The organism is Saccharothrix espanaensis DSM 44229, assembly GCF_000328705.1.
GTDB lineage: Bacteria > Actinomycetota > Actinomycetes > Mycobacteriales > Pseudonocardiaceae > Actinosynnema > Actinosynnema espanaense.
In genome coordinates this window covers 1,869,214-1,892,776 of the sequence record NC_019673.1, presented here as the reverse complement: position 1 = coordinate 1,892,776, position 23,563 = coordinate 1,869,214, and the positions used below count along the sequence as shown (strand labels likewise).

13 protein-coding genes and 3 rRNA genes are annotated in these 23,563 nt (G+C 68.5%); 9 read left to right on the top strand and 7 right to left on the bottom strand.

The annotated features are described in order from the left end of the window. Positions 1-103: 103 nt before the first annotated feature. The 5 genes from BN6_RS08985 to BN6_RS08965 are packed head-to-tail and all read left to right on the top strand — an operon-like array spanning position 104 to position 10,499. The gene (locus BN6_RS08985) at positions 104-3,760 is read left to right on the top strand and encodes a hypothetical protein (RefSeq protein WP_015099262.1); all 3,657 of its coding nucleotides are present in this window, start codon (positions 104-106) and stop codon (positions 3,758-3,760) included. After that, positions 3,757-6,384, top strand: a complete 2,628-nt coding sequence (pglZ, locus tag BN6_RS08980; protein ID WP_015099261.1) for a BREX-2 system phosphatase PglZ — start codon at positions 3,757-3,759, stop codon at positions 6,382-6,384. Before BN6_RS08985 ends, pglZ begins: the two co-directional genes overlap by 4 nt. Continuing rightward, complete coding sequence (brxD, locus tag BN6_RS08975) at positions 6,384-7,703, top strand: BREX system ATP-binding protein BrxD (RefSeq protein ID WP_015099260.1); 1,320 nt, start codon at positions 6,384-6,386, stop codon at positions 7,701-7,703. Before pglZ ends, brxD begins: the two co-directional genes overlap by 1 nt. Next, positions 7,696-9,807, top strand: coding sequence for a DEAD/DEAH box helicase (locus BN6_RS08970; protein ID WP_015099259.1), 2,112 nt, complete (start codon positions 7,696-7,698; stop codon positions 9,805-9,807). Before brxD ends, BN6_RS08970 begins: the two co-directional genes overlap by 8 nt. Positions 9,808-9,851: 44 nt before the next feature. Continuing rightward, positions 9,852-10,499, top strand: a complete 648-nt coding sequence (locus tag BN6_RS08965; RefSeq protein ID WP_015099258.1) for a class I SAM-dependent methyltransferase — start codon at positions 9,852-9,854, stop codon at positions 10,497-10,499. Here BN6_RS08965 and BN6_RS08960 read toward each other — a convergent pair. Beyond that, entirely contained in the window at positions 10,465-11,259 is a 795-nt protein-coding gene (locus tag BN6_RS08960; protein WP_015099257.1) for an NAD(P)H-binding protein, read from the bottom strand. The two genes, BN6_RS08965 and BN6_RS08960, sit on opposite strands and share 35 nt — an antisense overlap. Before the next feature lie 71 nt (positions 11,260-11,330). On the opposite strand from BN6_RS08960, the gene BN6_RS08955 reads away from it, so the two are divergent. From BN6_RS08955 to BN6_RS08935, 4 genes are all read left to right on the top strand, one after another. Then, entirely contained in the window at positions 11,331-12,236 is a 906-nt protein-coding gene (locus BN6_RS08955; protein WP_015099256.1) for an AraC family transcriptional regulator, read from the top strand. Continuing rightward, a complete protein-coding gene (locus BN6_RS08950; protein WP_015099255.1) occupies positions 12,233-12,571 on the top strand; it encodes a nucleotide pyrophosphohydrolase in 339 nt (112 codons plus the stop codon). The genes BN6_RS08955 and BN6_RS08950 overlap by 4 nt, the downstream gene beginning before the upstream one ends. A 7-nt stretch (positions 12,572-12,578) precedes the next feature. Continuing rightward, the gene (locus tag BN6_RS08945) at positions 12,579-13,169 is read left to right on the top strand and encodes an LURP-one-related/scramblase family protein (protein WP_015099254.1); all 591 of its coding nucleotides are present in this window, start codon (positions 12,579-12,581) and stop codon (positions 13,167-13,169) included. Between the two features lie 308 nt (positions 13,170-13,477). Next, entirely contained in the window at positions 13,478-14,413 is a 936-nt protein-coding gene (locus BN6_RS08935) for an NAD(P)/FAD-dependent oxidoreductase (protein WP_015099252.1), read from the top strand. Between the two features lie 131 nt (positions 14,414-14,544). Here BN6_RS08935 and rrf read toward each other — a convergent pair. From rrf to BN6_RS08905, 6 genes are all read right to left on the bottom strand, one after another. Then, positions 14,545-14,661 (bottom strand): 5S ribosomal RNA (rrf, locus tag BN6_RS08930). Between the two features lie 115 nt (positions 14,662-14,776). After that, a 23S ribosomal RNA gene (locus tag BN6_RS08925) occupies positions 14,777-17,856 on the bottom strand. A 353-nt stretch (positions 17,857-18,209) separates the two neighbouring features. Next, positions 18,210-19,726, bottom strand: a 16S ribosomal RNA gene (locus BN6_RS08920). The 16S, 23S and 5S rRNA genes sit together here, the layout of an rRNA operon. 375 nt (positions 19,727-20,101) lie before the next feature. Beyond that, a complete protein-coding gene (locus BN6_RS08915; RefSeq protein ID WP_015099251.1) occupies positions 20,102-21,229 on the bottom strand; it encodes a sensor histidine kinase in 1,128 nt (375 codons plus the stop codon). 8 nt (positions 21,230-21,237) lie between these two features. After that, positions 21,238-21,939 (bottom strand): response regulator transcription factor, encoded by a 702-nt coding sequence (locus tag BN6_RS08910; protein ID WP_041316364.1) that lies wholly within the window; start codon positions 21,937-21,939, stop codon positions 21,238-21,240. A gap of 871 nt (positions 21,940-22,810) precedes the next feature. After that, the gene (locus BN6_RS08905; protein ID WP_148302779.1) at positions 22,811-23,443 is read right to left on the bottom strand and encodes an SPFH domain-containing protein; all 633 of its coding nucleotides are present in this window, start codon (positions 23,441-23,443) and stop codon (positions 22,811-22,813) included. Positions 23,444-23,563: the final 120 nt, after the last annotated feature.

Here is a 23,563-nt window from a genome sequence, read left to right as displayed (position 1 = left end):
GGTCCTATATCGACAGTGCGATGACCACAGGCCGGTGGGTGGAACGCTACGGTGAACGGCTACCGTCGGTTTCGCCACCGAACGAACCAGGGGGATTCACAGCGTGACCACCGCCGCGTCGGGTTCCGCGCCGCTGCTGCGTGAACTCATCGACATCCCGGAAGGCGTCCACCGGGGCGACTTCGTCCTCAAGCTCACCGAGGGTGTCGACAGCAAGCGCGACGACGCGCTCCGCAGTTACGTGGTCACCCCGCAGTTGCGGGTGGCGTTCGGCGAGGCGCTGAAGCTGATCAAGTCCGCGCTGGACGAGCACAGCTCCAAAGCCGCCTACCTGCACGGCTCGTTCGGGTCGGGCAAGAGCCATTTCATGGCGGTCCTGCACGCCCTGCTCGACGGTGACTCCCGGGCGCTGGACCGACCCGACCTGGCCGAGGTCACGACCCGGCACCGGTGGCTGGGCGAGAAGCGCTTCCTGCTCGTCCCCTACCACCTCACCGGCTCGGAGAGCCTGGAGGCCGCGATCCTCGGCGGCTACGTGGACCACGTCCGCCGGTACCGGTCGGACGCCCCGATTCCCCAGGTCTATCGGGCGCAGGGGCTGCTGGAGGACGCGCGGAAGCTGCGCGAGAAGCTCGGCGACCAGCAGTTCCTCTCCGGTTTCCCCAACGAGGCCGACACCGGCTGGGGCGATCTGGGCGCGGTGATGACGCCGGAGAAGCTGGACGAGGGGTTCGACGCGCCGATCGGCAGCCCCGCCTCCGACAACCTGATCACCAAGGTCGTCCAGGCGTACTTCCCCAACTACGTCGACTCCGTGCGCGGCGCGGCCAGCGCGTTCAAGCCCTTGGACCAGGGCCTGTCGGAGATCAGCCGGCACGCCAAGTCGCTGGGCTACGACGGCATCGTGCTCTTCCTGGACGAACTGGTGCTCTGGCTCGCGGGCAAGATCGGCGACCAGGCGTTCATCAGCCGGGAGACCGAGAAGGTCGCCAAGCTGGTCGAAGCCGGCGACGCCCACCGGCCCGCACCGATCATCAGCTTCATCGCGCGCCAGCGCGACCTGCGGGAACTCGGCATCGGCGCGGACCGCACCGGCGCGGAACTCCAGTCCTTCCACGACCGCCTCAACCACTGGGACGGCCGCATCGAGAAGATCCCCTTGGAGGACCGCAACCTCCCGGTGATCGCCCGGGAACGGGTGCTGCGCAGGCTGCCCGGCGGCGAGGAGCAGGTGCGGCAGGCGTTCCAGCGCACCGGTGCCCTGCCCGGATCGGTGCGGGACGTGCTGCTGGGCAGCGGGGACGGGGACTCGTTCGAGCGCACCTACCCGTTCAGCCCGGCGTTCATGGACACGCTCGTGCACGTGTCGTCGGCCCTGCAACGGGAGCGCACGGCGCTGCTGCTGATGCGGCAGATCCTGGTCAACCGGCGGGACGACATCAAGCTGGGTCAACTGGTGCCGCTGGGCGATCTGTTCGACGCCGTCGCGGACGGCGCCGACCAGCCGTTCACCGAGCAGCTCAAGCACGAGTTCGACGAGGCTCGTCTGCTCTACCAGCGCACCCTGCGGCCGATGTTGCTGCGTGACCGCGATCTGCGCGAGGAGCAGGTCGCCGGTCAGGCCGCGGTCGGGCCGGCAGTGCTGCAGGCATTCCGCAGCGACGACCGCCTGGTGAAAACGCTGCTGCTGGCAGCGCTCGCCCCGGACGTGGACGCGCTGCGCGACCTGACCGCCCGGCGGCTGACCGCGCTCAACCACGGCACGATCACCACCCCCATCCCGGGCCAGGAAGTCGCCGAGGTGGTGCGCAGGCTGCGCAGTTGGGCCAGCCGGGTCGCCGAACTCCAACTCGGCGAGGGCTCGGACCCGAGCGTGCGGCTGAACCTGGTCGGCGTCAACGTCAACGCCATCCTGGAACGGGTCACGACGCTCGACCAGCAGCCGGCGCGCCGCAGGCTCGTGCGGGAACTGCTGTTCAAGGAACTGGGCGTCACCGACACCGGGACCACCCCGATCGAGCACCCGGTGGCGTGGCGCGGCAGCAGGCGGGTGCTGGAGATCGTCTACGGCAACGTGCGGGACCAGCAGGACCTGCGGGACGACCTGTTCGAGCCGTCTTACGACGACCGCTGGCGACTGCTGCTGGACTACCCGTTCGACCCCGACAGCCCCTCGGCCGCGGACGACTACCACCGGGTGGTCCGACTGCGCGCGGAGAAGGGCAACCGGTCCGCCGTCGCGTGGCTGCCCGGCTTCTTCACCTCGGACGTGCTGGACAAGCTCGGCCGGTTGATCAAGGTCGAGTACCTGCTGGCGGACCGGGCCCGGCTGGAGGAGCACACCCGCACGATCGGAGCAGAGGACCGGCAACGCGCCCGGGACCTGCTGGGCAACCTGCGGACCTCGTTGCACTCGGAGCTGAAGGAAGCGCTCAAGAACGCCTACGGCCTGGTGACCAGGCCGAAGGAGGAGATCGTCCAGGACTGGCACGACCACCTGGTGAGCCTCGACGCCACCGTGACGCCCCGGGTGGACGCCGGCCGCTCGTTCGCCGAGGCACTGAAGTCGCTGGTCGACCAGGTGCACTCGATGACCTACCCGGACCACCCGGACTTCGACCCGCAACGAAAGGGCGACCTCGTCCGGGACGCGGACCTGCGCACGACGCTCACCATCATCCGGCGGGCCGCCGACGCACCGGAGGGTCGGGTCGAGGTCGACCGCCCGCATCGCGAGGCGTTGCGCCGGATCGCCCACCCGCTGAAGCTCGGCGAGGAGCACAACGGACCGTTCGTGCTCAGCCGCCACTGGGCGGACGAGTTGGAGCGGCGGGCCGCGCGGGAGCACGAGCAGGACGCCGACCTGCCGGTGCGCACGGTGCGCGGCTGGCTGCGCGACCTGGGCATGGAACGCCGGGTGGAGAACCTCGTCATCGCCACGTTCGCCGAACTCACGCACCGGGCGTGGCGGCACCGCGACCGCCTGGTCGACCCGCCGGAGAGCCCGGAAGCAGTCGCCGACGACATGGTGCTGTACCGGCAGGCGCTGCCGACCCCCGAGCAGTGGGACCGGGCCTGCCTGCTCGCCGCCGCGCTGACCGGCACCGACCTCCGCACTGCGGTGATCTCGCCGCGAGCGGTGGCCCGGTTCGCCCGCGTGGTCGGCAAGAAGGTCGACCAACTGCGGCTGCCTGCCGTCGGTCTCGTCGAGCTGCTCGACCAGCACAGCGGACGCCTGGGCTTGGACCGCTCGGCTTCCCGGGGCCGCTACGCCACGGCGGTGGCCGCGAGCGACCTGGCCATCGAACTGCACACCGTCACGGACCCGACCGGGCTGGTCGCCGCGGTCGCGGCGGCCGACCTGCACGACATCGAGCCGATGGTGATCAGCCGATCGCTGGAGACCGCGGAAGACGTGTCCACGGCCCTGCGCGCCGCGGACTGGGCGATCTTCGAGATGCTGGACGACCCGACTGCGGCCGACATCGCGGCCGAGCTGCGTCAGGGTGTGAACGCCAACGAGCACGCGACACCGCTGCGGCGTGCGCTCGACCAGGCGAAGCGCCGGCTGATCGCGCTCATCAGCAAGCCGACGCCGCCGCCTCCGCCCTCGCCAGAACCGACTCCGCTGAATCCCGGTGGCGGTGTGCACCAGGCGACCGGCAGGCTGACCGACGTGATGGCGGAGCTGACGAGGTTCGGCGAGGAGCACCCCGACGTCACCATCGAGGTGACCTACCGGATCGTGGAACGCGGATGACGCCGGCAGACCTCGACTCGGCCGTCGAGAACGCCGTCGTCAGCCGGGTTTCCGACATCGTCGACGGCCTCGACAAGGACCCGACCGCAGTCGGCCGCCGGGTCGTGATCGGCGTGCGCACCCGACGCGAGCCCGTGTGGCACGGAGACCGCGACGGCGAGATCGGCGGACATCCAGTCCGGTACGTCGCATGCCCCTCCGTGCTGTCGGTGCTGGACGCCCTCGCCGCGCCGCCCGCCGGCAAGTCCGCGTACGAGGTGCTCGTCGTGCTCACCGATCGCGACGAGCGGGAACTCGGCGAGGCCGTGATGGCCCGGCTGCACCGCGCCCACCTGCACGACGTCAGCAAGTACACCCTGCTCCAAGACCTGCTCAAAGTCCGACAGCTGGACCCCCGCCTGCGCGGTCGGGAGAACGGCTGGCTGGTCGACGCGCTGGTCGACCTGGCCCGCACGGGCCAGTTGCCGAACACCACGGGGCTGTCGTTCGGCCGGGAGGTGGCGCTGCGGCACGTGGTGCGCGCCCGGCTGTCCGTGGACTCCACGGCGCTCGACCTCACGTCCCTCATCACAGCGGCGGACGTGCCCGGCAACCGGGCCCGCTGGCAGGCTCTCGCCCCCGCCGAACGGCTCGGCATCACCGCCCACCTCGTGGAGCGGCTGGGCGGTGCGGCCGATGTGGTGCTGCGGTTGGCCGCAGCGCGCGACGACGTGCTCGCGGAACTCCTGGTCGCCGACGTGTTGACCGGCGCACCGGAGGACGACCTGACTGCGGCCCACGCGCTCGGCGCGTTCACCCACTCCCGGTTCGGTCCCGACGAACCCAACCGTGCCGCGATCGCCACTGCGGCCACGGCTGCGGTCGAGATCGCCACGGGCACCGACTCCCCGGACGTGTGGCCGCGAATCCGTCACGCGGACACGTTGCTCGCCCAGCTCAACGGTTCGGCCATCGCCTACGTGAGCCGCGTGCTGCCCAGCGGTTTCACCTCCCGGCTGGAACGCGCCGCGAAGACCCTGGACGACCGCGACCTCGCGGAAGTCCGAGCGCACCACGACGCCACCGAGCAGTCCGCGCAGGTGCGCAGGCTGCACGCGGCCGTGCGGCTGCGCCGCTGGCTGGATTCCCGGCCGTCCGAGATCACCACAACCTCGGACGCGCTGCGCCGGCACGCGAGGGACCTGGCCTGGGTGGACAGCGAGCTGATCAGGGTGCGCCACGGCTCGTCGTCCCCGGAGGTCGCCAAGGCGTTCGAGCGGATCGCGTCCCGGGTGGGCAAACGGCGCGCGGAACTCGACATCCGGTTCGCTGGAACTCTCGCCGAGGCCGCCTACACGGTGCCGAACGGCGTGCTGGGCGTGGAGACCGTGCTGCCGGAGATGATCGCGCCGCTCGCTCGCCGGCACAAAGTGCTGTTGATCGTGGTGGACGGCATGTCCGGCGCGGCGGCGGCGGACATCACCTTGTCGATCGCGGAGAACCCGAGGCTCGGCTGGACCGAGGTCGTGCGGTCGGAGGACGGCGGACGGGAGGCGGTGCTCGCGGCGTTCCCAACCGAAACGGCCTACAGCCGCACGTCATTGCTCACCGCGTCACTGTCCAGCGGGAACGCCGACACCGAACGACGTGCCTTCCCGAAGCACCCGTTCTGGCCGCCGCGCACCAGGGCCACCGTCGTGCACAAGGCCGGTGTCGCCGGCACCTCGGGCCTGGACCTCGGAGCGGCCCTCGACGCCGAGTTCGCCCCGAGGACGGAACCGCAGGTGCTGGCGGTCGTGCTGAACACCGTGGACGACGCGCTGGCCAAGGGCAGGCAGTCCGACGACCCGGGCTGGCACTACCGCGACGTCGCGTACCTGCCGGCGCTGCTGGAACGGGCTGCCGAGAACGGCTGGGTCGTCGTGCTCACCAGCGACCACGGCCACGTGCTGGAACACGGCTCGCGCCACCGCCCCGACCCGACCGGCACGGCACGCTGGCGGCAACCGGGCGACCAGGTCCATGAGGACGAGGTCGTCCTGGCCGGACCACGGGTGCTCGTGGACGGCGGCACCGCCGTGCTCGCCGCGACGGAGTCCGTCCGCTACGGGTCCCGCTCCCACGGCTACCACGGTGGGGCGTCGCTCGCCGAGGTGGCGATCCCGCTCGTGGTGCTGCTGCCGCCCGGTACCGACGAACTCGATGGCTGGGCCGTCCATTCACAGGGCCAGCCGGACTGGTGGACGGGCAGGGAACCCCGCAAGCCCACCCGCCCACCGCGAGCCAGGCGGGAGCCGGCACCCGCACAGCCGGACCTGTTCACCGGGGACGAATCACGCGGTGCCCGGCTGGTCGCCGGCGAGACGTTCGTCAACACCCACCGGGGCCAGCCCGCCAACCGGGTGCTCAAGGCCGAGGTGTTCCGCGATGTCGTGGACGCGGTGCTCGCCGCCGGTGGGCGGCTACCGGTCGCGGAAGCTCTCCAGGCCGCCGGGACGCCGGGACGCAATCCACGCGGTCTGGTCGCCGCGCTCGGCCGGGTGCTGAACATCGACCAGTTCCCGGTCGTGGACCTGATCGACGGCGGGCGCACGCTCGTGATCAATGAGAAGCTGCTGGACGAGCAGTTTCCCGAGGGGCGCTGATGACGACGGTCAGTCCGGCACGCAGGAGGGCGGTGCTGGCCGCGCTGCGACGCGGAACCGTACCGGAAAGCGGCTTGGACCTGTTCGCGGTCGGCTTGGACCGGTTGGCACCCACCCTGGACGAGGAGCTGTCGGCGTGCGCTTCGGGTGCCGCCGAGTTCAAGGCCGTGCGCGGCGAGTACGGAGCGGGGAAGACCTTCCTGGCCCGCTGGCTGGCCGAACGCGCCAAAGCCGCCGGCATGGCGGTGAGCGAAGTGCAGATCTCGGAGACCGAGACCCCGCTGCACCGCTTGGAAACGGTGTACCGGCGGCTGTGTGAGAACTTGACGACCGCCGCCGCGCCGCCCAGTGCGTTCCGCGCCGTGCTGGACAGCTGGCTGTTCGCGCTGGAGGAGGACGTGCTGGCCGAGGGCGAGGTCGACGCGTCCGACGCACAGCGCCTGGGCTCGGCGGTGGACGACCTGTTGGAGCTGCGGCTGGGCGGACTGGCCCGAACCACACCGGGCTACGCGACCGGCCTCCGCGGCTACCGCCGAGCGGTGGCCGAGGGCAACACGGACACCGCCGACGGCTTGGCCGCGTGGCTGGCCGGGCAGCCCCACGTGGCCTCCTCCGCGAAACGCGCCGCAGCGGTGAAGGGCGACATCGACCACTTCCAGGCTTTGGGGTTCCTGCAGGGACTGCTCACCGTGCTCCGCGACGCGGGGCACCCCGGGCTGCTCCTGGTGCTGGACGAAGTCGAAACCCTGCAACGGGTTCGCAGTGATGCGCGGGCCAAGGCGCTCAACGCCCTGCGCCAGTTGATCGACGAGATCGACAAGGGCCGCTTCCCCGGCCTGTACCTGATGGTCACCGGAACACCGGCCTTCTTCGACGGACGTCAAGGCGTGCAACTGCTCCAGCCACTGGCGGATCGGCTGCACACCGACTTCGGCACGGACAACCGGTTCGACAACGCGCGCGCCCCGCAGGTCCGGCTGACCGGTTTCACCCTCGACCGCCTGGTCGAGCTCGGCAGCCGAGTGCGTAGCCTCTATGCGAATGGATCGCCTGCCGCACAACGCATCCTGCAGTTGGTGGACGACGCCTACCTCCGGGACTTCGCCGCATCGGTGGCCGGCCGCCTCGGCGGAAAAGTCGGTGTCGCACCGAGGGTGTTCCTGCGCAAGCTGGTGCTGAACGTGTTCGACACCATCGAGCTGCACCCCGACTTCGACCCGCGCAGCGACTACACCGTCGCGGTCGAACGCGCCGAACTGACGAGCGTCGAACGGGAAGCCGCCGCCACGTCGGCGGACGACATCGACCTCGATGTCTGACGCGACGGCCGCAGCGCTCGCCGCGCTCCACCCGGCTGTCCAGCACCACGTCGTGAACACCCTGCGCTGGCCCGGTCTCCGACCGTTCCAGGCGGCGGCGGTCGGGCCGGTGCTGTCCGGGGTGGACTGCCTCCTGCTGGCCCCCACCGCCGGGGGCAAGACCGAGGCGGCGATGCTGCCGACGCTGACCCGCATGGCGTCGGAACGGTGGTCCGGCATCTCGGTGCTCTACGTCTGCCCGTTGCGGGCTCTGCTCAACAACCTGGCACCACGACTGGCCGGCTACACCGGGTGGCTCGGGCGCAGTGCCGAGGTATGGCACGGCGACGTCGGCCAAGGACAACGGCGTCGGATCCTGCGGGACCTGCCCGACGTCCTGCTCACCACGCCCGAGTCGCTGGAAGCCATGCTGGTGTCGGTGAACGTCGACACCCAGCGCACCTTTCGCGATCTCCGGGCCGTCGTCGTGGACGAGGTGCACGCCTTCGCGGGCGACGACCGGGGATGGCACCTGCTGGCGCTGCTGGAACGACTGGCGCGGGTCGCCGGCCGGGAACTCCAGCGCATCGGGTTGTCCGCCACGGTGGGCAACCCGGACGAACTGCTGACCTGGCTCCAGGGAGGCGCTCGCCACCGGCCGCGTGAGGTGGTCGCGCCCCAGGCCACCTCCTCCGTCACCCCGGAGGTCACGCTCGACCACGTGGGCACGGTCGACAACGCGGCGAAGGTCATCTCCGCGTTGCACAAGGGCGAGAAACGACTCGTCTTCGTCGACAGCCGCCGCCGGGCCGAAGAGCTCGGCGCGGCCCTGCGCACGCGCGACGTGACGACGTTCCTCTCGCACTCATCACTGTCCGCAGGCGAGAGGCGTCGGTCGGAAGAGGCGTTCGCCGAGGCGCGGGACTGCGTCATCGTCGCTACCTCGACCCTCGAACTCGGCATCGACGTCGGCGACCTGGACCGGGTGATCCAGATCGACTCGCCGCGCACCGTGGCCTCGTTCCTGCAACGGCTGGGTCGGACCGGACGACGTCCCGACAGCAGCCGCAACTGCCTGATCCTGTGCCTCGGCCAGGAATCCACGCTGACCGCCGCAGGGCTCTTGGACCGGTGGGCGGCAGGTTGGGTGGAGCCGATCACCGCGCCCCCCTCGCCGCGGCACATCGTCGCCCAGCAGCTCATCGCGGCGGCGTTGCAGGAAAACACGATCGGGCTGCGGACGTGGCGCGAGCGGTGGGCAGGACTGCCGGTCTTCGGGGATGACTCACCGCGGATCTTCGCCCACCTGCTCGACGCGGGCTTCCTCGACCTCGACGGCGATCTGGCGTTCATCGGTCCGGAGGCCGAACGAAGGTTCGGTCGGCGGCACTTCTCCGACATCACGGCGGTGTTCACCGCGCCGCCGGAGTTCCTGGTGCTGTCCGGACGCGAGGAGATCGGCCAAGTGGGCGACGACGTCCTGCTGGCCGACGTGGACGGCCCACGGGTGCTGTTGCTGGCCGGCCGGACGTGGCTGGTGACCCACGTCGACTGGTCGCGGCGGCGGTGCCACGTGCAGCCGACAGACCTCCCGGGCCGGGCGCGGTGGGGCAGCGGAGGCGGCGGCATGTCCTACGACATCACCCAGGGCATGCGCAACGTCGTCCTCGGCCACGACCCGACCGGGGTGCACCTCACGCGGCGCGCGGTGTCCGCGTTGGCCGAGCTGCGCGAACGGCACAGCACCCACACCGCCGCCGACGCCACAGTGGTCGGCTGGTCGTCGACCGGTGAGGTGCACTGGTGGACGTGGGCGGGCACCGCCGCCAACCGGACGCTGCACGCGTCGCTCCCCGAATTGGTCGACCCACGGCAACGGATCGGCGACCACGCACTGCGGCTCCGCCCGGAGCTGACCGTCGACGAGATGCACCGCTCCCTGTCGATGTGCGAACTCCGCCCGCCCGAGGTGAACCCGAGCGCCGTCTCCGGGCTGAAGTTCGCCGCGGCCCTCCCCGAGGACCTCGCCATCGCGACCGTCGCGGAACGTCTGGTCGACCTCGCCGGTGCACGAGCCGCACTCGACGCGCCCCGACGCCACCACCGCGACTCGACGGGACCATGATCGGCGGGACTGGACCGCGCAATCACGAACCGGAGGTACCGAACGTGGACCGACCGCTCACCGCCGCCGAACTGTTCGACGCCGTAGGCCGCGGCTACGAGGAGGCGTTCGGCCGGCCGCCCATCGTGGACACCGGCCTGCGCCTGCTCCTCGACCGCCTCCCGGACAGCGCCCGCGTGCTCGACATCGGCAGCGGCACCGGCAAGCCCGTCGCCGCCGACCTCACCGCCGCCGGGCACCGGGTGATGGGGGTCGACGTCTCCGCCGAGATGGTCGCCATCGCACGCGAGCAGGTGCCGGACGCGGACTTCGTGCACGCCGACATCCGCGAGTGGGACTCGGCCGACGGGTCGTGGGACGCGGTGTGCGCGTTCTTCCCGTTCCTCATGATGTCCCGCGCCGACGCCGTGAAGGTCCTCGGCGACATCTCCCGCTGGCTCAAACCGGACGGCGTGGCCGCGCTGGTCACCGTGCCGATGGACGTCGAGGACCTCGAAGTGCCGTTCCTCGGCAACACCGTGCACGTCACCAGCTTCGCCGCGCCCGACCTGCTCCGCCACGTGGAGCGGGCCGGGCTGGACGTCGTCGAGACGCACCGCGCCGTCTTCTCGCCCGACCGCGAGGGCCAGCCGGACGAGGAGCACCTGCTGGTGCTGGCTACGCCCACGCGCCCGACGACGCCGCAGCCTTGACGTAGTCCGCGAACGGGCGCGGCTCACGACCCAGCACCTCCTGCACGCCGGTGGACGGCGCGGCGTCGTGGCCGTCCCGGATCGCCTCCAGCCCGTACCCCAGGACGGTCGCGTACTCCTCGGAGAAACCGTTGGCCCGCAACGCCTCGGCGATCACCGCGCCCGGCACGTCGACCAGCTCGATGTGCCGGCCGGTGGCCTCGGCGACCAGGCCGACCGCGGCCGGGAACGACAGCGCCTCCGGGCCGGACAGCTCGTAGACCCGGCCGGCATGACCGTCCCGGGTCAGCGCGGCCACGGCCACGTCGGCGATGTCCTGCGCGTCGATGAACGGGTGCCCGCCCGGCCCCAGCGGCAGCACCACCTCGCCCGCCCGCACCATCGGCGCCAGGAAGTCCTCGCTGAAGTTCTGCTGGAACCAGGTCGGGCGCAGGATCGTCCAGTCCACAGTGGACGCCCGCACGGCGGCTTCGCGACCGTCCTCCGGGTCGATGCCGCGCGCGGACAGCAGCACGATCCGGGTCACGCCGGCCGCGACGGCCCGCGGCACGAACGCGGCCACCTCGGTGGGGTCGAGGTTCGTGGCGGGCGGCACCAGGTAGACCGCCGACGCACCGGCCAGGGCGGCGTCCCAGGTGGACTCGTCGGACCAGTCGAAGCGCTGCGCGGACGAGCGGGAGGCAGGGCGGGCGGCCGAGCCCAGGGCGGTGGCGACGCGGCTGCCGGTCTTGCCGGTCGCTCCGAGAACCAGGATTGTCATGCCACCACCCAATCAAGATGGTGCTGGACGGAACATGGTCGAGACGCCCGATCGCATGTTCAATCGTCTTTGTGGACGCTCTCACCGACCTGCTGCGCGGCGTACGCGCCCAAAGCGCACTGATGTGCCGCTCCTCCGCGTCGCCGCCGTGGGCCGTGCGCTACGCCGGACCGGCCTCGCTCACGGCCGTCATGACCTCGCACGGCGACGCCTGGCTGGTCGCCGACGGCCACCAGCCGATGCGGCTGCGCGCCGGGGACGTCGGGCTGATCCGCGGCCCGCTGCCGTTCGTCCTGGCCGACGACCCGGCGACACCGCCCCAGGTGGACACCAGCCTGGCGGGCTGCGACCGGTGGATCGTCGGCACCCGCACCTACCGCCTGGGCGATGAAGGCGGCACGCGCGTCCTGACCGGCAGCTACGAGGTCGAGGGCAGCATCTCCGACCGGCTGCTCAACGCCCTCCCGCAAGCGTTCGTCGTGCCGTGCGGGCCGTGCCCGACCGTCGACCTGCTCTCCGACGAGATCGCCAAGGACCAGCCGGGCCAGGAGAGCGTGCTCGACCGCCTGCTGGACCTGCTGCTGGTGTTCGCGCTGCGCGAGTGGTTCGACCGCCCCGAGGCCAACCCGCCCGCCTGGTACCGCGCGCTCGGCGACCCCGTGGTCGGCCCCGCGCTGCGCGCCATCCACGACGAGCCGGCCCGCACGTGGACGGTCGGCGAGCTCGCCGACCGGGCCAAGGTGTCCCGCGCGGTGCTGGCCAAGCGGTTCACCGCGCAGGTCGGCGTGCCACCGCTGACCTACCTCACCGAGTGGCGCATGTCGGTCGCCGCGGATCTCCTGGCCAAACCCGACGCGACCGTGCACTCGGTGGCGCGTGCGGTCGGCTACCGGGACGGCTTCGCGTTCAGCACCGCGTTCAAACGGGTACGCGGCGTTCGGCCCAGCGACCACCGTGTGGTAGCTCTGCGGGCATGACCAACAGCCTCGAAGACCTGCGCGACGCGCTGCGCCGGTTCGCCGCCGCCCGCGACTGGGACACCTACCACACGCCCAAGAACCTGGTGATGGCGTTGTCCGGCGAGGTGGGCGAGCTGACCGACCTGTTCCAGTGGCTCACACCCGAGGAGGCGGCGAACGCCATGCGCGACGAGGAACTTGCCTGGAACGTCCGCGACGAGTTGGCCGACGTGATGCACTACCTGGTGCGCCTGGCCGACAAGCTGGACGTCGACCTCGTCGAGGCGGCGTTCGCCAAGATCGACCGCAACGAACGGCGCTTCCCTACCGGAGACCTCCGGCCAGTCGAATGAGGGGGCCATGGACATCCAGTCCCTGGACACGCTGCACCTGCACCAGAAGGTCACCATGATGGTGAACCGCTACGAAGCCTTCGCCGACGACGGCCACGGCGCGCCCGGCCAACCGGTCGCGTTCGTCGAGCAGAAGCGGATGGCGTTCAAGGAACAGGTGACGATCTTCACCGGCGCGGACAAGCAGTACGTCCTCGCCGGGTTCAAGGCGCGCAAGGTGATCGACCTCGGCAGCGGCTACGACGTGACCGCCGGCGACGGGCAGCCGATCGGCCTGTTCCGCAAGGACTTCGGCAAGTCCCTGGTGAACTCCACCTGGCACGTCGAGCAGCCCGGCTCGGGCACCACCACCGGCAGCGAGCGCAACCAGGGCATCGCCGTCCTGCGCCGTATCTGGGGCTTCCTGCCGCTGATCAACGACCTGCCGTTCCCGTTCCGCTACCACTTCGACTTCGTGCGCGACGGCGCCCCGGTGTTCAGCGTGGACAAGAAGACGTGGCTGCGCGACCACTACCTGATCCGCATCCAGGACCCGACCGTCGACCGCCGCCTGGTGATCGCACAGGCCGTCGCCGTGGACGCGCTCCAGGCCCGCTGAGCCGGTCAGAGGTAGGTCAGCAGCAGCAGGATCAGGGACACCAGCAGGATCATCGCCAGTAGGGCCGACACCCACGTGGGCGAGGTCGGAGACGGCCTCGCCCTCGAGTGTCTCCCCCTGCGCCAACGCGATCGCCATCGCACCGCGGCCTCCCCCGCACCCACAGCGTCCCAGCCCTGGCTTTTCATGCGCCCCACGCTATGGAGGGGAAAGAAAAGTCGACCTCACGTCACCCGGTCGCGCAGCCGGATCGCTCGGACAGCGGTACGGGCCACCGAACCGGTGACCGGCTCTGACAGGATGGCTTCGTGCAGGTGACAGTGGTCGGCGCGGGCATCGCTGGAGTGGCTTGCGCACGTGCGCTGGCTGTCGCCGGAGTGACGGTCCGAGTACTCGAACGGGCGCACGTCTGCGGCGGACGGATGGCGACCAAGCGGTATGGAGGTCGGCACGCGGACATCGGCGCGGGCTACTTCACCGCCTCGTCGCCGCGGTTCTCCGAAGTGGCCGAGCGGTGGCGGGAAGCCGGGCTGGCGCGCCCGTGGACGTCGACCATGGCCGTGCACTCGCCGTCCGGGTGGAGCACCACGACCGGCCCGCAGCGGTGGGCCGCGCCGGGTGGCCTGCGGTCGCTGGTCGAGGACCTGGCGGACGGCCTCGACGTCCGGACCGGGCACCTCGTGGAATGGGTCGACGCCGGCCCGAGGGTGGACGGCGTGCCCGCCGACGCCGTGGTCCTCGCGATGCCGGGGCCGCAGGCCGTGCGCCTGGTCGACCCCGGCCTGAGCCAGACCACGCAGGCGGCCATGGGCCACGCGTGGCTGCCGTCGATGGTGGCGACCCTGCGGTTCGACGAACGTGCCTGGGACTTCGCCGGGGCGTTCGTGAACGAGCACCCCGTGCTGACGACGTTGTTCGACGACGGCAGCCGCCGTGGCGACGGCGCCCCGGTGCTCGTCGCGCACACGACGTCGGAGTTCGCCGACCAGTTCGTGGCCGACGCGGGCGCCGCGGCCGACGACATCGAGTCGGCGGTCCGCGAGCTGCTCGGACTGCCCGCCGCGCTGTCGGTGGACGTGCACCGGTGGACGTTCGCCCGTCCCGCCGAGCCGGGCGCCGCCCGGTTCCACTACGGCCCGGAACGAGTCGGCATCGCCGGCGACGCCTGGGGCCACCCCAAGGTCGAAACCGCGTGGCTCTCCGGCACCCTGCTGGCCGAAGCGATCCTCACCGACCTGACCTGACCGTTCCCCGGCCACGCCCCGCCACAGCCATTCCCCCTTTCGGCTGCGCACCCCCCCCCCGCAGCCGTCGCACAGAACGCGAAAAAGCCTTCAGGGGCACCCGTCACGAGTGCCCCTGAAGGCGAAAGAATGTTCGGCGGCGTCCTACTCTCCCACACCCTCACGAGTGCAGTACCATCGGCGCTGGAAGGCTTAACTACCGGGTTCGGAATGGGACCGGGTGTTCCCCCACCGCTATGACCACCGAAACACTATGAAATTACCAACCCGTAGGCACCCCAACCCCCGAGACCAGTTCGGCCTGGGACCGTGGTGGTCCGGTTCGGTTCTTTCAGAACCGCACAGTGGATGCGTAGCATGTTTGTGAGCAAGTCCTCGGCCTATTAGTACCGGTCAACTCCAGCCGTTACCGGCCTTCCATCTCCGGCCTATCAACCCAATGGTCTCTTGGGGGCCTTACCCCACGAAGGGTGGGATACCTCATCTAGGAACAGGCTTCCCGCTTAGATGCTTTCAGCGGTTATCCCTTCCGAACGTAGCCAACCAGCAATGCCCTTGGCAGGACAACTGGCACACCAGAGGTCCGTCCGTCCCGGTCCTCTCGTACTAGGGACAGCCTTCCGCAAGTATCCTACGCGCGCGGCGGATAGGGACCGAACTGTCTCACGACGTTCTAAACCCAGCTCGCGTACCGCTTTAATGGGCGAACAGCCCAACCCTTGGGACCTACTCCAGCCCCAGGATGCGACGAGCCGACATCGAGGTGCCAAACCATGCCGTCGATATGGACTCTTGGGCAAGATCAGCCTGTTATCCCCGGGGTACCTTTTATCCGTTGAGCGACCACGCTTCCACAAGCCATGGCCGGATCACTAGTTCCGACTTTCGTCCCTGCTCGACCTGTCGGTCTCACAGTCAAGCCCCCTTGTGCACTTGCACTCGACACCTGATTGCCAACCAGGCTGAGGGAACCTTTGAGCGCCTCCGTTACCCTTTGGGAGGCAACCGCCCCAGTTAAACTACCCACCAGGCACTGTCCCTGATCCGGATCACGGACCGAGGTTAGACATCCAGTACGACCAGAGTGGTATTTCAACGACGACTCCACAACCACTGGCGTGGCCGCTTCACAGTCTCCCACCTATCCTACACAAGCCGAACCGAACACCAATACCAAGCTATAGTAAAGGTCCCGGGGTCTTTCCGTCCTGCCGCGCGTAACGAGCATCTTTACTCGTAGTGCAATTTCGCCGGGCCTGTGGTTGAGACAGTCGAGAAGTCGTTACGCCATTCGTGCAGGTCGGAACTTACCCGACAAGGAATTTCGCTACCTTAGGATGGTTATAGTTACCACCGCCGTTTACTGGCGCTTAAGTTCTCAGCCTCGCCCCGAAGAGCTAACCGGTCCCCTTAACGTTCCAGCACCGGGCAGGCGTCAGTCCGTATACATCGTCTTGCGACTTCGCACGGACCTGTGTTTTTAGTAAACAGTCGCTTCTCGCTGGTCTCTGCGGCCGAAAAATCCTAGCCCGCAAGGGGCTTCAAATCCCTCGGCCCCCCTTCTCCCGAAGTTACGGGGGCATTTTGCCGAGTTCCTTAACCACAGTTCGCCCGATCGCCTCGGTATTCTCTACCTGACCACCTGTGTCGGTTTGGGGTACGGGCCGCGTGAACACTCACTAGAGGCTTTTCTCGACAGCATGGGATCACCCTACTTCGCCTCAATCGGCTATGCATCACGTCTCAGCCTTGAATGCCTGGCGGATTTGCCTACCAGACGGCCTACACGCTTACACCAGTACTACCACTCACTGGCGGAGCTACCCTCCTGCGTCACCCCATCGCTTGACTACTACAAGTTCAGGTCCCGCGCTCCACATCGCCCCTCATCCGAAGAATCAGAGCGGGCTTCGGGCGGTTAGTATCACAAGGTTCGCCATGGGCGCGTTCACACGGGTACGGGAATATCAACCCGTTGTCCATCGACTACGCCTGTCGGCCTCGCCTTAGGTCCCGACTTACCCTGGGCGGATTAGCCTGGCCCAGGAACCCTTGGTCATCCGGCGGCAGAGTTTCTCACTCTGCTTTCGCTACTCATGCCTGCATTCTCACTCGTCCAGCCTCCACACCTGGATCACTCCGGCGCTTCGATGGCTGAACGACGCTCCCCTACCCATCCAGACATAATCTGAATGACACGGCTTCGGCGGTGTGCTTAAGCCCCGCTACATTGTCGGCGCAGGACCACTTGACCAGTGAGCTATTACGCACTCTTTAAAGGGTGGCTGCTTCTAAGCCAACCTCCTGGTTGTCTGAGCGACCCCACATCCTTTCCCACTTAGCACACACTTAGGGGCCTTAGCCGGCGTTCTGGGCTGTTTCCCTCTCGACTACGAAGCTTATCCCCCGCAGTCTCACTGCCGCGCTCTCACGTACCGGCATTCGGAGTTTGGTTGATTTCGGTAAGCTTGTGGGCCCCCTAGACCATCCAGTGCTCTACCTCCGGCACGAAACACACGACGCTGCACCTAAATGCATTTCGGGGAGAACCAGCTATCACGGAGTTTGATTGGCCTTTCACCCCTAACCACAGCTCATCCCCCAGGTTTTCAACCCTGGTGGGTTCGGGCCTCCACGCAGTCTTACCCACGCTTCACCCTGGCCATGGCTAGATCACTCCGCTTCGGGTCTAGACCACGCGACTCAAACGCCCTATTCGGACTCGCTTTCGCTACGGCTACCCCACACGGGTTAACCTCGCCACGCAGCACTAACTCGCAGGCTCATTCTTCAAAAGGCACGCCGTCACCCCGAAAGGCTCCGACGGATTGTAGGCACACGGTTTCAGGTACTATTTCACTCCCCTCCCGGGGTACTTTTCACCTTTCCCTCACGGTACTAGTCCGCTATCGGTCACCAGGGAGTATTCAGGCTTAGCGGGTGGTCCCGCCAGATTCACAGCGAATTTCACGAGTACGCTGCTACTTGGGAACACTACAAAGAGACACCGGGTTTTCGCGTACGGGACTCTCACCCTCTACGGCCACGCTTTCCAGACGCGTTCCGCTAACCACAGTGTTTTCTCACTCTTTGCCAGTCCGGCAGAACTGGCCAGTAGGTCCCACGACCCCGCACACGCAACCCCTGCCGGGTATCACACGAATACGGTTTAGCCTCTTCCGCTTTCGCTCGCCACTACTCACGGAATCACGGTTGTTTTCTCTTCCTGCGGGTACTGAGATGTTTCACTTCCCCGCGTTCCCTCCACACGCCCTATGTGTTCAGGCGCGGGTGACCCCACATGACTGGGGCCGGGTTTCCCCATTCGGAAATCCTTGGATCTCAGCTCGGTTGACAACTCCCCAAGGCTTATCGCAGTCTCCTACGTCCTTCATCGGCTCCTGGTGCCAAGGCATCCACCGTATGCCCTTAATAACTTGCCACAAAGATGCTCGCATCCACTGTGCAGTTCTCAAAGAACAACCAGACACCATCCCACACAGCCCACGCCGACCCGACTCAACACCGGGCGGTTCGCGGACGGAGACCGTCCTGTCGTTTCTCGCCGAAGAAAACACGAAACACGTGTTCCCTCAGGACCCAACAGCGTACCGAACAGAAACCCTTGACCCTCGACAGACCCTTCCACGCCCCCGGAGGGACAGTACTGACTCCATCGACAACCCGAAGCTCTGCACTAGCCAGCATCCACATCTGTGAGCCCCACCCTGCGATCATCCGCCGCAGGCGTGGTCTCCACCACGATCCGAAGACCGAGGCGAGAGGTGCTCCTTAGAAAGGAGGTGATCCAGCCGCACCTTCCGGTACGGCTACCTTGTTACGACTTCGTCCCAATCGCCAGTCCCACCTTCGACCGCTCCCCCCCTTACGGGTTGGGCCACGGGCTTCGGGTGTTACCGACTTTCGTGACGTGACGGGCGGTGTGTACAAGGCCCGGGAACGTATTCACCGCAGCGTTGCTGATCTGCGATTACTAGCGACTCCGACTTCACGGGGTCGAGTTGCAGACCCCGATCCGAACTGAGACCGGCTTTGTGGGATTCGCTCCACCTCACGGCTTAGCAGCCCTCTGTACCGGCCATTGTAGCATGTGTGAAGCCCTGGACATAAGGGGCATGATGACTTGACGTCATCCCCACCTTCCTCCGAGTTGACCCCGGCAGTCTCCCATGAGTCCCCGCCATAACGCGCTGGCAACATGGAACGAGGGTTGCGCTCGTTGCGGGACTTAACCCAACATCTCACGACACGAGCTGACGACAGCCATGCACCACCTGTACACCCAGTCCGAAGAGGCCTACATCTCTGCAGGTTTCCGGTGCATGTCAAGCCCAGGTAAGGTTCTTCGCGTTGCATCGAATTAATCCACATGCTCCGCCGCTTGTGCGGGCCCCCGTCAATTCCTTTGAGTTTTAGCCTTGCGGCCGTACTCCCCAGGCGGGGTGCTTAATGCGTTAGCTGCGGCACGGAGGACGTGGAAGCCCCCCACACCTAGCACCCACCGTTTACGGCGTGGACTACCAGGGTATCTAATCCTGTTCGCTCCCCACGCTTTCGCTCCTCAGCGTCAGTATCGGCCCAGAGACCCGCCTTCGCCACCGGTGTTCCTCCTGATATCTGCGCATTTCACCGCTACACCAGGAATTCCAGTCTCCCCTGCCGAACTCAAGTCTGCCCGTATCGACCGCAGGCTCCACGTTAAGCGTGAAGTTTTCACGGCCGACGCAACAAACCGCCTACGAGCTCTTTACGCCCAATAATTCCGGACAACGCTCGCACCCTACGTATTACCGCGGCTGCTGGCACGTAGTTAGCCGGTGCTTCTTCTGCAGGTACCGTCACTCACGCTTCGTCCCTGCTGAAAGAGGTTTACAACCCGAAGGCCGTCATCCCTCACGCGGCGTCGCTGCATCAGGCTTTCGCCCATTGTGCAATATTCCCCACTGCTGCCTCCCGTAGGAGTCTGGGCCGTGTCTCAGTCCCAGTGTGGCCGGTCACCCTCTCAGGCCGGCTACCCGTCGTCGCCTTGGTAGGCCATCACCCCACCAACAAGCTGATAGGCCGCGGGTCCATCCCATACCGCCGGAACTTTCCACCCCACAAGATGCCCCATGGGGTCGTATCCGGTATTAGACCTAGTTTCCCAGGCTTATCCCGGAGTACAGGGCAGGTTACCCACGTGTTACTCACCCGTTCGCCGCTCGTGTACCCCGAAGGGCCTTACCGCTCGACTTGCATGTGTTAAGCACGCCGCCAGCGTTCGTCCTGAGCCAGGATCAAACTCTCCAATAAGGATTGTGTTTGATCGCTCGGACAACACTGACTCGCAGACCGCAAAACGGCCCACTAATGTCAGTTGTCCAGTCAATCTCAAAGGAAACCTCTTGACGAGGTTCATAAATTTACTGGCTATTCGGCACGCTGTTGAGTTCTCAAAGAACACGCGCTCACCATCGTAGTGCACTCTATCCGAGTGACTCGCTCCGGGGCTTGTGTCCGGCGCTCCGGTCCGGTGTTTCCCGGCCCGTTCCGCGCTGGCAGAGAGAAAGTTACACCTCGCCCAACGCGGAGACAAATCGGGGGTCCGACCCATCGTTTCCGCAGGTGGGAGCACGCGCCACCGGCCCTAAACCAGATCATGTGTGACCGGGGCCACGAAAAGAATCTTCAGTGCGGTGCGGACGGCAGCAGAACAGCCACCGACAGACCCCCACCGGGGATCGCCGAGGCGTGCACGCGCCCCTCGTGAGCTGCGACGGCGGCCCGCACGATGGACAGCCCCAACCCCGTGCCAGTGCGCGCGGTCCGGTCCGCGCCACCCCGCCGGAACGGCTCGAACAGCTCGTCCACCCGGTCCGGCGCGATGAGCTGGCCCGACGACGACACCCGCAGGGACGTCCAGTCCGGCCCGCCCTCGGTCCGGACCTCGATCCACCCACCGGGGACGTTGTGGCGCACGGCGTTCTCCAGCAGGTTCCCCGCGATGCGTTCCAACAACGCCGGATCCCCCACGGCCGGCGCGGGCGCGGTCACGAACGACGCCCGCACCTGACGCTGTTCCGCTTCCGCCCTCACGGCCTTCCAAGCGGACTCGACCACCGCGTTCAGGTCCACGGGCTCCCGCACCGCCAACCCCAGCCCGTCCGTACGCGCCAGCAGCAGGAGTGCGCTGACCAACTGCTCGGCGCGTTCGGTCGCGGCCCGCACCACGGACGCCATCCGCCGCAGCTCGGCCTCATCGGCGTCGGGATCGGTGAGCGTCACCTCCAGCTCGGTGCGGATCACCGACAACGGGGTGCGCAGCTCGTGCGAGGCGTTGGCGACGAACCGGCGCTGCGAGTCGAACGCCGCCTGGAGGCGGTCGAGCATCTCGTCGAACGTGTCCGCGAGTTCGGCGACCTCGTCCCGCGGCCCGGCCAGCCGAAGCCGCTCCCCCAGGGACTCGGCGGACAGCTTGCGCGCCGCGTCCGTCACGTCGTGCACGGGCCGCAGCACGCGCCCGGTGATGGTCCACGCGAGCAGCGCCGCGGCGGCGACCACGCACAGAAAGGCGATGGAGCCGGTCCGGACCACGTCGTCACGCGCTTGTTGGCCGAGGGCGTCCGCGAGCACGCCCGCGTCCACGTCGACCCCGTCCACGCGAACCGTGAGCCCGTCCGGGAAGCGTGGGGTGGACGCGACGACGCGACCGACGAGCATCCAGCCGAGCAGGAGCAGCAGGCCGCTGACGAACGCCACCAGCCCGGTGGCGAGCAGCGTCAGGCGGACCCGGAGCCCCGGTCCCCGCCTGCGCAGCCCTGTGTTCAGGGCGTGCCGTCCTGGGGCGCGCCGTCCAGGGCGACGCCGGCCGTCGGCACCCGGTAGCCGGAGCCGACCACGGTGTCGATGATCCCCGGCTCGCCGAGCTTCTTGCGCAGGGTCATCACGGTGACCCGGACGGTGGTGGTGAACGGGTCGGCGTTCTCGTCCCAGACCCGTTCGAGCAGCTCCTCGCTGCTGACGACCGACCCCTTGGCGGCGAGCAGCACCTCCAGCACGCCGAACTCCTTGCGGGTGAGCTCGATCGGCCGCCCGGCGCGGCGCACGGTCCGACGAGCCGGGTCGAGTTCGACGTCCCGCGCGGTGAGCAGCGGCGGGGTGGCCGGCGTGGCGCGGCGCGCCAGCGCGCGAACCCGGGCGACCAGCTCGGGAAACGCGAAGGGCTTGGCCAGGTAGTCGTCCGCGCCGAGCGACAGCCCGGCGACGCGATCGTCCAAGCCGGCGCTCGCGGTGAGCATCATGACCCTGGTGAGGGCACCGGAGCTGAGGATCTCCTTGCACAGCTCGTCCCCGGACATGCCGGGCAGGTCACGGTCCAGCACGACCACGTCATACCGGGTCACGGTGGATTTCTCGTGGCCCGTCTCGCCGTCGTAGGCGACGTCCACAGCCATACCCTCGCGCCGCAGCCCGCGCGCGATCGCGTCGGCCAGTGGCACCTCGTCCTCGACTACCAGGATCCGCACCACACAAAGGTGCCACACATCCCTGAGAACCGGCTTAGCGGACGAGCCACGCCGTCCCCAGCCCCCACACCCGCCGACCTCCCGCAGCACCACTCCCAGACACCACACCCGGACAGCGCCCACCGGCAGGGCGCACAGGCGCCACGCCCGTCTGCGCCACGCCCGTCTGCGCCACACCTGTCTGCACGACGCCCAGGCACCGGGCTGCGCCACCACGCCCGGCCACACCAGCGCCCGGCCAGCCAACGCCCGGCCAGCCGGCGCCCCGCCAGCCAACGCCCGGCCGCGCCACCGCTCGGGTGCCGGTCAACGACGCCGGCGCTCGGGTGCCGGTGGGCGGGGTCAGGTGGCTCCGACAGCCGACCGCGTCTGCCAGTTCCGGCCATCGGGCAGCAGCGCGGCTCGGGGCGGCGCGATCCGCCATGTGACCCGGCACCACGCCTCGCGGCGGCGGCGGGATGTGTCACGTGGCGCGGCGGCACGATGCGCAGCGGCGCGGTCCGTCGTGGGGCGCGGGGCGCGGCGGCGCGATCAAATCCGCGGGCGCGCGGGCGGAGGCGGGCGCGGGGGCGGGGCGCGTGGGCGCGCGGCGTGGGCATTCGCGGGCGGCGCGGGTGGGCGGCGTGGGGGGTGGGCTGCTGGGAGGTTGGGCGTTGGCGGCGGGCGTGGGGGGCTGGGGTGGGTGGGGGTTGTTGGTCGTGTGGGGTGGCGTGGCTGGTGGGTGGTGTACCGGAGTGGTTCGGGGTGACCTCATTCTTCACCGAGTATCGGGAACAGTGTTTCCGTACCCATTCATGTTTTGATCACCCGGTTGTGGGACGAGTGGGTGTGGTGCGTGGGGGTTGGGCGTGGGGTGGAGGGGGGATAGGGGTTAGTGAGGGGTGTGTACTACTACGGTTTGGGCTGCTTGTAGGGAACGTAGTTGTAGTAGGGCCGGGTGTTCTTCGGCCAGGCGCGCGGCGTTGAGCAGGGAGCGGAGGGCTGCGGTTTCGCCTCGGGCTCGTTCCAGGCAGGCTCGGGATTCGCTGCGGGCCACCAGTTCCGCCAGCGCGGCTTTGCGCAGTTCGGCCGGCATCACCACGTCGCGGACGGCTGCCTGGCGCAGTTCTATCCCCAGTTCCGCCACGCGCGGGCGGATGATGTCCTGGATCTCGACGGACACCTCGCCCCGGGCCGGGTCGACCTGGTCGTGCGGGCGGGTCAGGATGGCCGCGCGGAGTGCCAGTTGGAGTGCCAGGTGCAGTTCCGCTGTCGGGTCCTGCGCCGCCACGACGAACGCCGTCGCGTCCGCCACCGCCCACGTCACCGCCAGGGTCACCCTGATCAGGACACCGTCCGACGTCGGGACGTCCTGCCACGCCGGGGTCTGCGACCGGGGACGGGTGTCCACCCGGTGCAGCTGGTCGCGGCGGCCCAGGGTGTGTTCGCCGGGGCCCAGTTCGCCGATCAGCTCGCCGCGTCGGAAGTGCACCGCGCGTTCCCACGGCATCAGCGTGTGCTTCAACGTCCCCTCCTCGGCCCGCGCGCGACCGCGACCCCGGACGTGGAGCGGCGGGCGGGGGCGTTGAAGCCCGCAGGGCCCGCCGCCCGGTGGTCGACCGGGGTCGCGGCGAATGGGGTGTGA